The 12,912-nt window shown below is 67.4% G+C and carries 6 protein-coding genes and 1 tRNA gene; 4 read left to right on the top strand and 3 right to left on the bottom strand.

From position 1 onward, the window contains the following. Positions 1–133: 133 nt before the first annotated feature. Complete coding sequence (locus BQ7355_RS05985) at positions 134–2,224, bottom strand: glutamine synthetase III family protein (protein WP_072415365.1); 2,091 nt, start codon at positions 2,222–2,224, stop codon at positions 134–136. A 192-nt stretch (positions 2,225–2,416) separates the two neighbouring features. Here BQ7355_RS05985 and gltB point away from each other — a divergent pair, with 192 nt between their 5' ends. Further along, complete coding sequence (gltB, locus tag BQ7355_RS05980; protein ID WP_072415364.1) at positions 2,417–7,042, top strand: glutamate synthase large subunit; 4,626 nt, start codon at positions 2,417–2,419, stop codon at positions 7,040–7,042. A gap of 3 nt (positions 7,043–7,045) precedes the next feature. Then, positions 7,046–8,524, top strand: coding sequence for a glutamate synthase subunit beta (locus tag BQ7355_RS05975; protein ID WP_072415363.1), 1,479 nt, complete (start codon positions 7,046–7,048; stop codon positions 8,522–8,524). Between the two features lie 142 nt (positions 8,525–8,666). Here the strand turns inward: BQ7355_RS05975 and BQ7355_RS05970 are convergent, their stop codons facing one another. Then, positions 8,667–10,757 (bottom strand): glutamine synthetase III family protein, encoded by a 2,091-nt coding sequence (locus BQ7355_RS05970; RefSeq protein WP_072415362.1) that lies wholly within the window; start codon positions 10,755–10,757, stop codon positions 8,667–8,669. Positions 10,758–11,054: 297 nt separating this feature from the next. On the opposite strand from BQ7355_RS05970, the gene mtnN reads away from it, so the two are divergent. Both mtnN and yihA read left to right on the top strand, forming a co-directional pair. Next, a complete protein-coding gene (gene mtnN, locus BQ7355_RS05965; RefSeq protein ID WP_072415361.1) occupies positions 11,055–11,801 on the top strand; it encodes a 5'-methylthioadenosine/S-adenosylhomocysteine nucleosidase in 747 nt (248 codons plus the stop codon). A 45-nt stretch (positions 11,802–11,846) separates the two neighbouring features. Beyond that, positions 11,847–12,479, top strand: coding sequence for a ribosome biogenesis GTP-binding protein YihA/YsxC (gene yihA, locus BQ7355_RS05960; RefSeq protein ID WP_072415360.1), 633 nt, complete (start codon positions 11,847–11,849; stop codon positions 12,477–12,479). A gap of 329 nt (positions 12,480–12,808) precedes the next feature. Here the strand turns inward: yihA and BQ7355_RS05955 are convergent. Then, positions 12,809–12,885 (bottom strand) — tRNA-Glu (locus tag BQ7355_RS05955). Positions 12,886–12,912 lie beyond the last annotated feature (27 nt).

Raw genomic sequence — 12,912 nt, 5'->3', positions numbered from 1 at the left:
GCCTTCCCGTACGGGAGGGCGGGGCACGGAATCCGGCATCTCCTCAGCACCTCAATTCGGTGCCTGTCCCTAAATTGAGAGCAGCTCAGAAAAGTGCCTGTCCCCTTTCTGAGCCGTCCCCTTTCTGAGCGGGCTACACGTAGAACAGGATGTCGTCGTAGGTGGGGACGGGCCAGTAGTCGGCGGCGACGATCTCCTCCATCGCGTCCACGGCGCGGCGCAGGCGCTCCATCGCGGGAGCGACCTTGTGCGCATACAGGTTGGCCTGCCCCTGCGCATCCTCGATGGCCTCCGCTTCCTTATGCAGGGCATCAAGCGCCTTGATGGACTCGTTGATCTCGGTGACGCCGCAGCACAGCTTGTTGAGCGTGTTCTGCTCGCACTGCATCACGGCCTCGGCGCCGGCGGCGCGGATGGTCTCCAGGCCCTTGGCCACCTTGGTGGCGTACGCGGTGATGACCGGGCGGTACGTGCGGCGCGCCTCGCGGACCATCGTGGTGGCCTCGATGTTCATGAGCTTGTTGTACTTCTCGAGCTTGCAGTCGTAACGACAGACGGCCTCGGCGTGGGACAGGACGCCCAGGCTCTCGAACAGCTCGAGGTTCTTCGGCGCGACGAACGACGGCAGAGCGTCGGCCGTGGTGCGGAAGTTGCTCAAGCCGCGCTTCTCGGCCTCGATGGGCCAGGCGTCGGAGTAGCCGTCGCCGGAGAACAGGATGCGGCGGTGCTCGCGCAGATGCTGGGCGCAGTACGCGAGCGACTCCTTCTGGAAGTCCTCGGCGCGCACGCCCTCGAGAGCGTCGGCGAAATCGCGCAGGGACGCCGCCACGGCGCAGTCGAGCACCATGTTGGCGTCGGACACGTTGGCCTCGGAGCCCACGGCGCGGAACTCGAACTTGTTGCCGGTGAAGGCGAAGGGGCTGGTGCGGTTGCGGTCGGTGTTGTCCCGCTCCAGGTCGGGCAGCACCACGGCGCCCAGATCGATCACGCCGGCAGTGGCGTGCACGCTCGCCTCGCCGTCCATGATGAGCTCGACGACCTCGGTGAGCTGGTCGCCCAGGAAGATCGACATGATCGCCGGGGGCGCCTCGTTGGCACCGAGGCGATGGTCGTTGCCGCAGCTGGCGACGCTCGCGCGCAGCAGGTCCTGATACTTGTCCACGGCCTCGATCACCGCGGTGAGGAACACGATGAACTGCAGGTTCTCGAGCGGGGTGTCGCCCGGATCGAGCAGGTTCTCGTCGGCGGTGCCCAGCGACCAGTTGTTGTGCTTGCCGCTCCCGTTGATGCCCTCGAAGGGCTTCTCGTGCAGCAGGCACACCAGGTCGTGGCGGCTCGCGATGAGCTTCATCTTCTCCATCGTCAGGAGGTTGTTGTCCACGGCCTCGTTGAGCTCGGAGTAGACGGGCGCGAGCTCGTGCTGGCACGGAGCGACCTCGTTGTGCTTGGTCTTCGCGGGAATGCCGAGCGCCCAGAGCTCATCGTCGAGGTCCTTCATGTACGCCGAGACGGTGGGCCGGATCGCGCCGAAGTAGTGCTCCTCGAGCTCCTGGCCCTTGGCGGGCGCGGCGCCGAAGAGGGTGCGGCCGCAGATGACCAGGTCGCGGCGGCGGCGATACGCGTCCTTCTTGATGAGGAAGTACTCCTGCTCGTCGCCCACGCTGGGGACGACCTTCTTCGGCGTCTTGCCGAACAGCGCGAGCACGCGCTTGGCTTCGCGGTCGAGCGCCGTCATGGAACGCAGGAGCGGCGTCTTCTTGTCGAGCGCCTCGCCGGTGTAGGAGCAGAACGCCGTGGGGATGCACAGGACCTCGTCCTTGATGAACGCGGGGCTGGTGGCGTCCCATGCGGTATAGCCGCGCGCCTCGAAGGTGGCGCGCAGGCCGCCGTTGGGGAAGCTCGACGCATCCGGCTCGCCCTTGATGAGCGCCTTGCCGGTGAACTTGGTGATCGCCGTGCCGTCGTGGTTGGGCTCGAGGAAGCTGTCGTGCTTCTCGCTCGTGATGCCCGAGAGCGGCTGGAACCAATGGGCGTAGTGCGTGGCGCCGTTGAGCAGCGCCCATTCCTTCATGGCGTGCGCCACGGCGTTGGCCACGTCCAGGTCGAGCGGCTCGCCCTCCTCGATGGTCGCGGCGAGCTTCTTGTACACATCTTTCGGAAGCCAGCGCTTCATGACGTCTTCGGAGAACACCTTGGTTCCGAAGCGGGCGGTGAGGTCGGCCATACCGAGCTCCCTTCTCGTCGGCCGCGGCGTGCGCGGCCCGTCGTGCAGGACATGCTGCAGATTACGCACGCTTCGTTGCATGTGCGTTTCGAAACGAGCGGGCAACAACCCAGCAAAAAGATAGAAAAATCGTCCACATACCATATGCCGCCGAGATTGCACGCATGCGAACACATGAAAGGGAGCACATCCATGACTGCCATGCAAGCATATGAGCCGCCCGAGCGGCGCGTCCGATCAGATGAGCGTGCCCGCACCCTCTGGCGCCCCGAATTCGAGCACGACGCCTGTGGCATCGGCGCGCTCGCGAACATCAACGGGCACAAGAGCCACCAGATCCTCGACGACGCCCTCTCCGTCCTCGTCAACCTCGAGCACCGCGGCGGCGTCGGGCTCGAGCGCAACACCGGCGACGGCGCAGGCATCCTCTTCCAGGTCCCGCACCGCTTCTTTCGCAAAGAGGCCCAGAAGTGCGGCCAGATCCTCCCGGAAGAGGGCGATTACGGCGTGGCGATGCTGTTTCTACCTCAAGACGAGCAGGGCGTGACCGACGCCAGGCGCGTCTTCGAAGAGGGCTGCGCCGCCTGCGGCGTGCCCCTGCTGTTCTGGCGCCAGGTACCGGTCGACCCTCATGACCTGGGGTCCACCGCGCAAGCCTGCATGCCCACCATCATGCAGGCGTTTCTGGGAAGACCCGAGGGCGTGAACGCCGGCGACGACTTCGAGCGCACGCTCTACATCTGCCGCCGCACCATCGAGAAGCGCGCCGACGCCTGCCCCGCCCTTGAGGGGAAGATCTTCTACGCGTGCTCCATGTCGAGCCGCACCATCGTCTACAAGGGCATGCTCGTGGCCACGCAGATGCGCAGGTTCTACACGGACCTCAACGACGCCGCGGTCAAGACCGCCGTGGCGCTCGTCCACTCGCGCTACTCCACCAACACCACGCCGAGCTGGGAGCGCGCGCATCCCAACCGCCTCATCATCCACAACGGCGAGATCAACACGCTCAAGGGCAACGTCAACTGGATCCGCGCCCGCGAGCCGAACCTGTACTCCCCCGTCCTGCAGCGCGACCTCGAGCGCGTGCTGCCCATCATCAACCGCGAGGGCTCGGATTCCGCGATCCTGGACAACGTGCTTGAATTCCTCGTCATGAACGGGCGCCCCATGACGCGCGCCGTCTCGCTGCTGGTTCCCGAGCCCTGGGACAACAACGATGCGCTGTCGTCCGAGCGCCGTGCCTACGACGCCTACCAGTCCATGCTCATGGAGCCCTGGGACGGCCCCGCCGCGATCGCCTACACCGACGGCCGCACCCTGGGCGCCGCGCTCGACCGCAACGGCCTGCGCCCCGCGCGCTACTACGTGACCCGCGACGACCGCTTCCTGCTCTCCTCGGAGGTGGGCACCATCGAGGTCGACCCCGCGAACGTGCTGACCAGCGGCTGCTTGGGGCCCGGCGAGATGCTCGAGGTCGACATGCAGGCGGGCCGCGTGCGCTACAACGACCAGCTGCGCGACCAGATGGCCAAGCTCAAGCCGTTCCGCGACTGGATCGACGAGGAGACCCTCACCCTGGACGACCTCGCCCGCGCACAGCGCGAACGCGGACGCGCGCAGGAAGGCCCGACGGAGGACGCGGACGTGACGCCGGCGGTGCGCGCCACCAAGCTGGGCATCCACTGGGATGACGTGGACGAGATCGTGCGCCCCATGGCGACCACGGGCAAGGTGCCGCTCGCCTCCATGGGCATCGATGCGCCGCTCGCCTGCCTCTCCAGCAAGACGCGCTCGTTCTTCGACTACTTCTACCAGCTCTTCGCCCAGGTCACCAATCCGCCCATCGACGCGCTGCGCGAGGCCCACGTCACCTCCACCGTGCTCTACCTGGGAAACCACGGCAACCTGCTTGAAGATTGCCGCAACACCTGCCAGCTCATCCGCCTGGACGCCCCGCTGCTCACCCGCGAGCAGTTCGAGAGCATCGTCTCCATACGGCACACGGGCTTCAAGAGCGCCCGGTTCCGCGCCGTGTTCCCGCACGACAGCGGCGCCGGCGCGCTCGAGGCCGCGTTGGAACGGCTGGGCTCCCAGGTCGAGGCGGCCGTGCGGGGCGGCGCCAACATCATCGCCCTGTCCGACCGCGCCGGCGCCGACGAGCTGCCCATCCCCTCGCTGCTCGCGGTGTCCTCGGTGCACCACCACCTCATCCGCTGCGGGCTGCGCACCTTCGCGGACATCATCGTGGAATGCGGGGACGCCGTCTCGTCCCACGATTTCTCCGCCCTGGTGGGCTACTCGGCGAGCGGCATCTTCCCCTACGAGGCGCACGCGCAGATCGAGGCGATGGCACGGGAGGGGGACCTTGCCGATGCATCCGGCCGAGCCCTGGGCGCCGAGGAGGCGATCTCCAACTACAACCGCGCGGCCGTCGCGGGCATGGTGGGCATCATGTCCAAGATGGGCATCTCCACCGCGCAGAGCTACCACTCGGCTCAGATCTTCGAGGCCGTCGGCCTGGCGGACGAGCTCGTCGAGCACCACTTCACCGGCACCGTGAGCCGCGTGGGCGGACTCGGCCTGCCCCAGATTCAAGACGAACTCGAGCGCAGGTTCGACGCGGCGGTTTCCGTCGCGCGCTCGGCGGCCCCGGACGAGCTGCCCTCCCTGGGCCTCACCAGCTGGCGCCCGCTGGGCGGCGAGGACCATCTCATCGATCCGCAGACCATCTACCTGCTGCAGCGCGCCGTCCGCACGGACAGCTCCGAGGACTTCGCGGCCTACAGCGCGCGCCTGCACCGCCCGGGCCGCGCCGTGCGCCTGCGCGACCTGCTGGACTTCGACGACGCCGGGCGCACGCCGCTGCCGCTCGACGAGGTGGAGAGCGCGCGCAGCATCGCCACGCGCTTCAACACCGGCGCCATGAGCTACGGCTCCATCAGCCAAGAGGCCCACGAGTGCATGGCCATCGCCATGAACCGCCTGCACGGCCGCTCCAACTCCGGCGAGGGCGGCGAGGATCCCGCCCGCGAGACGCCGCTCGCCAACGGCGACTCCAGGAATTCCGCCATCAAGCAGGTGGCGAGCGGGCGCTTCGGCGTGACGAGCCGCTACCTGGCCAGCGCGACCGAGATCCAGATCAAGATGGCCCAGGGCGCCAAGCCCGGCGAGGGCGGCCACCTGCCCGGCAAGAAGGTCTACCCCTGGATCGCCGAGGTGCGCCGCTCGACCCCCGGCATCGGCCTCATCTCTCCCCCGCCCCACCACGACATCTACTCCATCGAGGACCTCGCCGAGCTGATCTTCGACCTCAAGTGCGCCAACCCCGGCGCGCGCATCAGCGTCAAGCTCGTGAGCGAAGCGGGCGTGGGCACCATCGCCACCGGCGTGGCCAAGGGCGCCGCCAACAAGATCTTGATCAGCGGCCACAACGGCGGCTCCGGTGCCGCGCCGCGCGACTCGATCTGGCACGCGGGCCTGCCGCTCGAGCTGGGCCTGGCCGAGGCGCAGCAGACGCTCGTGCAAAACGGCCTGCGCTCGCGCGTCGTGCTGGAGGCCGACGGCAAGCTCATGGACGGCACGGACGTCGCCGTGGCCTGCCTGCTCGGCGCCGAGGAGTTCGGCTTCGCCACCATGCCGCTCATCGCGATGGGCTGCCTCATGCAGCGCGACTGCCAGCAGGACACCTGCCCCGCGGGCATCGCCACGCAGAACTGCCGCCTGCGCCGCGGGTTTGCCGGCAAGCCCGAACACGTCGAGCGCTTCATGCTCTTCGTGGCCGAGCAGCTGCGCGGGGTCATGGCGCGCCTGGGCTTCGCCACGGTCGAGGACATGGTGGGGCATGTGGAGTGCCTGCGCCAGGTTGCGGTCGCGGGCAACGACAAAGCGAACCGCGTCGACCTGTCCGCCGTGCTGGCACCGGCCGCCTGCAGCTTCGGCAGCCATCTGCCGGGCGCCGCGTGCCCGCACTACCTGCCCGAGATGGCTGCCGACTCCCAGCTCGAACGCACGCTGGACGCCACGCTCTTCATCCCCCACACCGCCGAGGCGCGCGAGCACCTGCGCCCGATACGCTTCCGCGCCGACATCGCCAACATCAACCGCTGCGTCGGCACCATGCTGGGCCATGCCGTCACCGCGGCGCACCCCGACGGGCTCCCGGCAGGGTCGATCACCATCGACTGCGATGGCTCCGCGGGCCAGAGCTTCGGCGCCTTCTTGCCCGCCGGCATCACCCTGAACGTCGAGGGAGACGCGAACGACTACTTCGGCAAGGGACTCTCCGGCGGCTCGCTCTCCGTGCGCCCCAAAGCCACCGCGAGCTACAAGTTCGACGAGAACGTGATCGTGGGCAACGTCGCGCTCATCGGTGCCACGGGTGGTCGCGCCTACATCAACGGCCTGGCCGGACAGCGCTTCGCCGTGCGAAACTCCGGCGCCGTCGCCGTGGTGGAAGGCGTGGGCAACTGCGGCTGCGAATACATGACCGGAGGGTGCGTGCTGGTGCTGGGCGAGGTCGGCCACAACTTCGCCGCGGGCATGACCGGCGGCGTCGCCTACGTCTACGACGAGTACGGCACCCTGCCCGACCGCATCAACGACGCCGGCATCGCGCTGCGCGCGCCCGCGGACGCAGAGCTCGACCGGATTCGCACCCTGCTCGAAGAGCACGTCGCCGCCACGCAGAGCCCCCGCGGCATCAAGCTGCTCTATCGCTTCGAGGCCGTCAAGGACCGTTTCGTCAAGGCGGTTCCCATCGAATACGAGCGCGTCATGCAGCAGTCCGCCGGCGCCAGCTACCAGAAGGAGGTCTAGACCATGGGTAAACCCGGAGCCTTTCTCGACATCGATCGCGCAGCGTGCGCGTTGCGCCCCGTATCCCAGCGCGTCCGCGACTTCGACCCGCTCTACGTGGAGCTGGACGAGGACGCGCGCCGCGCGCAGGCCGGCCGCTGCATGAAGTGCGGCGTGCCGTTCTGCCAGACGGGCATCTCGTTCGGCGCCGCGCGCCCCAGCGGCTGCCCTCTGCACAACCTCATCCCCGAGTGGAACGAGCTGGTGTACCGCGGCCAATGGGACCGCGCCGCCGCGCGCCTGGCCCTCACCAGCCCCCTTCCCGAGTTCACCAGCCGCGTGTGCCCCGCGCTCTGCGAGGCGGCCTGCAACCTGAACGTGGTCGACGGCGAGCCCACCACCATCCACGATAACGAGCGCGCTATCTCGGACTGGGAATGGGCCCATGGCGGGCCCGCCCGCTTCGAACCCGCGCCGGAAGGTGCGCCGCGCGTCGCCGTAGTGGGATCCGGCCCCGCCGGCCTTGCCTGCGCCTGGGAGCTCGCTCGCCGCGGCGCGCAGGTCGCCGTCATCGAGCGCGACGACCGCGCGGGCGGCCTGCTGATGTACGGCATCCCCAACATGAAGCTCGAAAAGAGCGTGGTCGGGCGCCGCACCGAGCTTATGGAAGAGCTTGGCGTCGAGTTTCGCCTGAAGACGGATGCCGCCAACCCCGCGATCGCGGGCAAGCTGCTCGACGAGTTCGACGCCGTGGTGATCGCCGCCGGCTCGCGTGCCGCGCGCGGCATCGGCGCCGCGGGGGCGAAAGGGGCGGGCGTCGTCTTCGCCGTGGACTACCTCACGGACGCCACGCGCTCGCTGCTCGACGGCGCCGAGCCCCGAATCAGCGCGAAAGGCCTGGACGTCGTGGTGATCGGCGGCGGAGACACGGGCAACGACTGCGTGGGCACCGCCGTGCGCCAGGGCGCGCGCTCCTTCGCCCAGCTCGAGTTCTTGCCGAAGCCGCCCGCGAATCCGCGCCCGGGCGACGCGTGGCCCGAATGGCCCCGCGCACTCAAGACGGACTACGGCCAGCAGGAGGCCATCGACCTCATGGGCGGCGAGATGCGCTCTTGGGGCGTCGACACGATCGAGATCGCACGTGACGAATCCGGAGCCGCGACCGGCGCCGTCGTGGTCGATCTGGACTGGAGCACCGGCAAGCCCCGACGCCTAGAGGGAACAGAGCGCACGCTGCCCGCGCAGCTGGTGCTGATCGCCTGCGGCTTCACCGGCCCGGAGGCGAGCACGTTCGACGCCTTCGGCGCACTCGTCTCCGACCAGGGACGCCCCCTGCCCGTCATGGAGGGATCTTCCCACCGTTGCGTCCCCAAGACGCAGGGCGCGCCGGGGGCCGCGGTCTTCGCCTGCGGCGATGCGCGCACCGGCTCCTCGCTGGTAGTCAACGCCATCGCCGACGCCCTGGCCTGTGCAGACGAGGTCGCCCGCGAGCTCGCGCTGTAGCCTCAGATCGAGACCTCAGAAAGTGGACAGGCACTTTTCTGAGGCAGACGCAAACAGGCCCGGCACCGCCAAGAACGGTGCCGGGCCTGTCAGCCTCGATGCGATGAGCCCTCAGAAAAGTGCCTGTCCCCTTTCTGAGGGGCTACACGTAGAACAGGATGTCGTCGTAGGTGGGGACGGGCCAGTAGTCGGCGGCGACGATCTCCTCCATCGCGTCCACGGCGCGGCGCAGCTCGTTCATGGCGGGCACCACCTCGTGGGCGTAGACCTCGGCCTGGGCCTGCCCGTCGACAATGCCCTCCGCCCTCGCATGCAGCTCATCGAGCTTGGCGATGGACATGTTGATCGCGGTGATGCCCGAGCACAGCTCATTCAGCGTGGCCTGCTCGAACGCCATGGCGGCCTCAGCGCCAGCGGCGCGGATGGTCTCCAGGCCCTTGGCCACCTTGGTGGCGTACGCGGTGATGACCGGGCGGTACGTGCGGCGCGCCTCGCGGACCATCGTGGTGGCCTCGATGTTCATGAGCTTGTTGTACTTCTCGAGCTTGACCTCGTAGCGGCACACCGCCTCCGCCTCGGTAAGCACGCCCATCTCGGAGAAGAGCGCGAGGTTCTTGGGCGCCACGAACGCCGGCAGCGCCTCGGCCGTGGTGGGCAGGTTGACCAGCCCGCGCTCCTCGGCCTCCGCATGCCACGCATCGGAGTAGCCGTCACCCGAGAACAGGATGCGACGGTGCTCGCGCAGATGCTCGGCGCAGTAATCGAGCGCAGCCTCATGGAAGCCCTCGGCGGGCGTGCCCTCGAGGGCGTCGGCGAAGTCGCGCAGCGCCTGTGCCACCGCGGTATCCAGCACCATGTTGGCGTCGGAGACGTTCGCCTCGGAGCCCACGGCGCGGAACTCGAACTTGTTGTTGGTGAAGGCGAAAGGGCTGGTGCGGTTGCGGTCCGTGTTGTCCTGCTCGAGATTGGGCAGCACCACGGCGCCAAGATCCAGCGTGTCGGTGGTGGCGTGGACGGAAGCCTCGCCGTCCATGATCATCTCGACCACCTCGGTGAGCTGGTCGCCCAAGAAGATCGACATGATCGCCGGGGGCGCCTCATCTGCGCCCAGGCGATGGTCGTTGCCGCAGCTGGCGACGCTCGCGCGCAGCAGGTCCTGATACTTGTCCACGGCCTCGATCACCGCGGTGAGGAACACGATGAACTGCAGGTTCTCCTCGGGCGTGTCGCCCGGATCCAGCAGGTTCTCGTCGGCGGTGCCCAGCGACCAGTTGTTGTGCTTGCCCGATCCGTTGATGCCCTCGAAGGGCTTCTCGTGCAGCAGGCACACCAGGTCGTGGCGGCTCGCGATGAGCTTCATCTTCTCCATGATGAGGAGGTTGTTGTCCACGGCCTCGTTCAGCTCGGAGTACACCGGGGCCAGCTCGTGCTGGCACGGAGCGACCTCGTTGTGCTTGGTCTTCGCGGGAATGCCGAGCGCCCAGAGCTCATCGTCGAGGTCCTTCATGTACGCCGAGACGGTGGGCCGGATCGCGCCGAAGTAGTGCTCCTCCAGCTCCTGGCCCTTGGCGGGCGCGGCGCCGTAGAGGGTGCGGCCGCAGATGACCAGGTCGCGGCGGCGTCGGTAGGCGTCCTTCTTGATGAGGAAGTACTCCTGCTCGTCGCCCACGTTGGGGACGACCTTCTTCGGATGCTTGCCGAACAGCGCGAGCACGCGCTTCGCCTGGATGTCCAGGGCCGTCATGGAGCGCAGCAGCGGCGTCTTCTTGTCGAGCGCCTCGCCGGTGTAGGAGCAGAAGGCCGTGGGGATGCACAGGACGTCGTCCTTGATGAACGCGGGGCTGGTAGCGTCCCACACCGTGTAGCCGCGCGCCTCGAAGGTGGCGCGCAGGCCGCCGTTGGGGAAGCTCGAAGCGTCGGACTCGCCCTTGATGAGCGCCTTGCCCGAGAACTTGGTGATCGCCGTGCCGTCGTGGTTGGGCTCGAGGAAGCTGTCGTGCTTCTCGCTCGTGATGCCCGAGAGCGGCTGGAACCAGTGCGCGTAGTGCGTGGCGCCGTTGAGCAGCGCCCATTCCTTCATGGCGTGCGCCACGGCGTTGGCCACGTCCAGGTCGAGCGGCTGGCCCTCCTCGATGGTCGCGGCGAGCTTCTTGTAAATGTCCTTGGGCAGCCAGCGCTTCATCACGTCTTCGGAGAAGACCATCGTGCCGAAGCGTTCGGTGAGATCTGCCATGTAGTGGGCTCCCTTCAAGTCGCGCCGACGGCAAGGTGCGGAACCGATCGGCGACGCGAGCGTCCAGTCATCAAATATCCTAGAGAGAAGGGTACCGCAATCGGGGGACCCGTACCCAAAGAGAACATGCTCAAAACAAAATAGCTGCATGCGGCGAGCGGCTTCGCCCGGACGATTCGTGTGGGGTCGCGCGCGACGCGGCACGGATCGACTCGAGCAGGTAGGATAGGTACGACAGGATTCCCACAGGTCACATCAGGGCGCAGCGCATCGAATCGCCGCCCGGATTGGAGCGATATGGCACGCACCGTCGCCGTCATCGGCGCACTCGAGAAAGAGGTCCGCCAGATCTTCGCAGAGCTCGCAGAAGGCACCGAACGTAAGGAGGCCGGCCTTACGGTGGTCGAGGGCTCTCTTGGATCCGTCCGCGTGGTGGCGACGGTCGCCGGCATGGGCACCGTGAACGCCGCGGCCGCGGCGCAGCACCTCGTGAGCAGGTACGGGGCGGAGGCGCTCCTGTTCTCGGGCATCGCCGGAGGGCTCAACCCCGCCCTGCATATCGGCGACGTCGTCGTCGGCGGGACCCTGCGCTACCTCGACACCGATACCGCCCTCATCGCAGAGAGCGCACCGGAGCTCGAGGAATTCGCATCGACTCCCGCCCTTGCGTGCATGGCGCGCTCCGTCCTCGCCGCGCACGGCTACGTCGACCTTGCTGACGGCGCACCCATCGATGCGCCCCGCTACCTGCTGGGAACCATCGCGACCGGCGACCGATTCGTGACCGGCCCTGCCATGCGCGAGGCGGCGATCGCCGCCACCGGCGCCGACTGCGTCGAGATGGAGGGCGCGGCCGTCGCCCACGTCGCCGCTAAAAACGAGGTCGCCTGCCTTGTCCTGCGCGCCATCTCCGACAACTGCGACGAGGCCTACGACGCCCTCTGCGAACGCGTCTTCGACCTGGACGAGTACGCCCGCACGGCAAGCTCCGTCACGCTCGACATCATCCGCGCGCTCGAGAACGAAGACATCGCCGACCTGTAACGACGGGCCCGCGCACGCGGGACGAACGAGAACCGAGGAGGGCCCATGGCCGAATCCGATATCAACTACAACCTCGCCCACTTCGTCGCAAGCTACGGCAAGACCTCGCAGATCCCCGCGTCGACGTGCCCCGAGGTCTGCTTCGTTGGCCGCTCCAACGTGGGCAAGTCATCCATCATGAACAAGCTGTTCGGCCGCAAGGGCCTGGTCAAGGTCTCGAGCACGCCGGGCAAGACGGCAAACGTGAACTTCTTCGAGGCCGACGGCATCCACTTCGTCGACCTGCCGGGCTACGGGTTTGCCCAGCGCTCCAAATCAGAGCGCGACCGCTGGGCCCGCCTGATCGGCGAGTTCCTGGACAGTCCGAGAAGCTTCAACCTCATCGTTTCGCTCGTCGACATCAGGCATGATCCCAGCAAGCTCGATTTCGAGATGGTCGAGTACTTGCGCGAGGGCGGCTTCAACTTCGTCGTCGCGCTCACCAAGGCGGACAAGCTCAGCCGCAGCCAGCAGATGAAGCAGCTTGCGAGCATCCGCAAGCAGCTGGGCCTTTCCGGAGACCGGATCTTCATCACCTCGTCCCAGACGGGTGCCGGCATCGATGAGCTCAAGTGCAGAATCTCATCCGCCTGCCTCGAGGAAGACGGGGACACCGAGTCCGTTCCTGATAACGCATAGGCTTAACGCCTAGATACGCGACAGCGTGCAGGAACGCCGCGCGCACCGCAATCCCGCATCCCCATGCCGCTCGCCGCACCCCTCTCCGGATACGGCGAGCGGCATGGGGATGCAGTCCATTTCTTGACATGTCTTCGCGCCGCAGTCGAAATAAAATCGCCCCATTCTACCTAGCGTCCATACACGGGCCGGCAGGATCATCAGACCGTAAGCGTAATGTAAGATTATCTTCGCACCGAACGGACGCCGGGGACCGGGATGTCGGTGCATCTTGGAGACGAAGGGGCCTCGCCATAACAAAACAGCGACCCGCAGGCCGCTGTGCTTGTTGGTAGCCCGTACCAGATTCGAACTGGTGATCTCCGCCTTGAGAGGGCGGCGTCCTGAACCGCTAGACGAACGGGCCGTATGTAAGGGACTCAGAGTGTCCCGG

Source organism: Collinsella phocaeensis (genome assembly GCF_900119895.1).
Classification (GTDB): domain Bacteria; phylum Actinomycetota; class Coriobacteriia; order Coriobacteriales; family Coriobacteriaceae; genus Collinsella; species Collinsella phocaeensis.
Note: the sequence above shows the minus strand (reverse complement) of the source record. Positions and strands in the feature narration are given on the sequence as shown.

Excerpts from the sequence above, each read along its gene's own strand:
- BQ7355_RS05975 (WP_072415363.1), top strand. The coding sequence starts at position 7,046 with ATGGGTAAACCCGGAGCCTTTCTCGACATCGATCGCGCAGCGTGCGCG.
- yihA (WP_072415360.1), top strand. The coding sequence starts at position 11,847 with ATGGCCGAATCCGATATCAACTACAACCTCGCCCACTTCGTCGCAAGC.
- BQ7355_RS05985 (WP_072415365.1), bottom strand. The coding sequence starts at position 2,224 with ATGGCCGACCTCACCGCCCGCTTCGGAACCAAGGTGTTCTCCGAAGAC.
- BQ7355_RS05970 (WP_072415362.1), bottom strand. The coding sequence starts at position 10,757 with ATGGCAGATCTCACCGAACGCTTCGGCACGATGGTCTTCTCCGAAGAC.
- gltB (WP_072415364.1), top strand. The coding sequence starts at position 2,417 with ATGACTGCCATGCAAGCATATGAGCCGCCCGAGCGGCGCGTCCGATCA.
- mtnN (WP_072415361.1), top strand. The coding sequence starts at position 11,055 with ATGGCACGCACCGTCGCCGTCATCGGCGCACTCGAGAAAGAGGTCCGC.